A 469-nucleotide genomic window follows, 5' to 3' on the forward strand; every position below is an offset into this window, starting at 1 on the left:
CGATGTGCCGGGTGCGCCGTCAGTAGCTGCAGCTGATCTTTATCCGCCGTTCCTTTCCATTCATCCGGTTCAATCCAGGACGCATGCGGCGGACAGTCTTTATACTGATAGCCTTCAATCGTTTTCGAATAGATTTCTATCTTGCCGCTCGGCGTTCCGAGTGCGTTCATCACCGGATCGCTGCGGAAATCCGCGTAGCGCACATATTTGTTATTCTTTTCATTCTCACGCATTTCGATCAGTTTATTCTGCTGCCAGAACGCGTTGAACTGAGGCATTGCAACACGTTGGGCGCGGGCTGCTTTTTGCGCGGCATCGTAGAACTGCTTCAGCCACGCCATTTCGTCTTTGCCTTCGGTGTAGACAGCCTTACCTCCCGGCTTGAGCATCTCAGCCAGATCGGCAAAGACGTCAAAATCACTACGCGCTTCAAACTGCGGCTCAATGACCTGCTTCATCGGTACCAGAT

1 pseudogene is annotated in these 469 nt (G+C 52.2%); it reads right to left on the reverse strand.

The window, feature by feature from the left end:
- A pseudogene (locus tag M3191_RS18240) lies at positions 1–469 on the reverse strand (hypothetical protein); the annotation flags it as partial.

The organism is Sporosarcina luteola (genome assembly GCF_023715535.1).
Taxonomy (GTDB): Bacteria; Bacillota; Bacilli; order Bacillales_A; family Planococcaceae; genus Sporosarcina; species Sporosarcina luteola_B.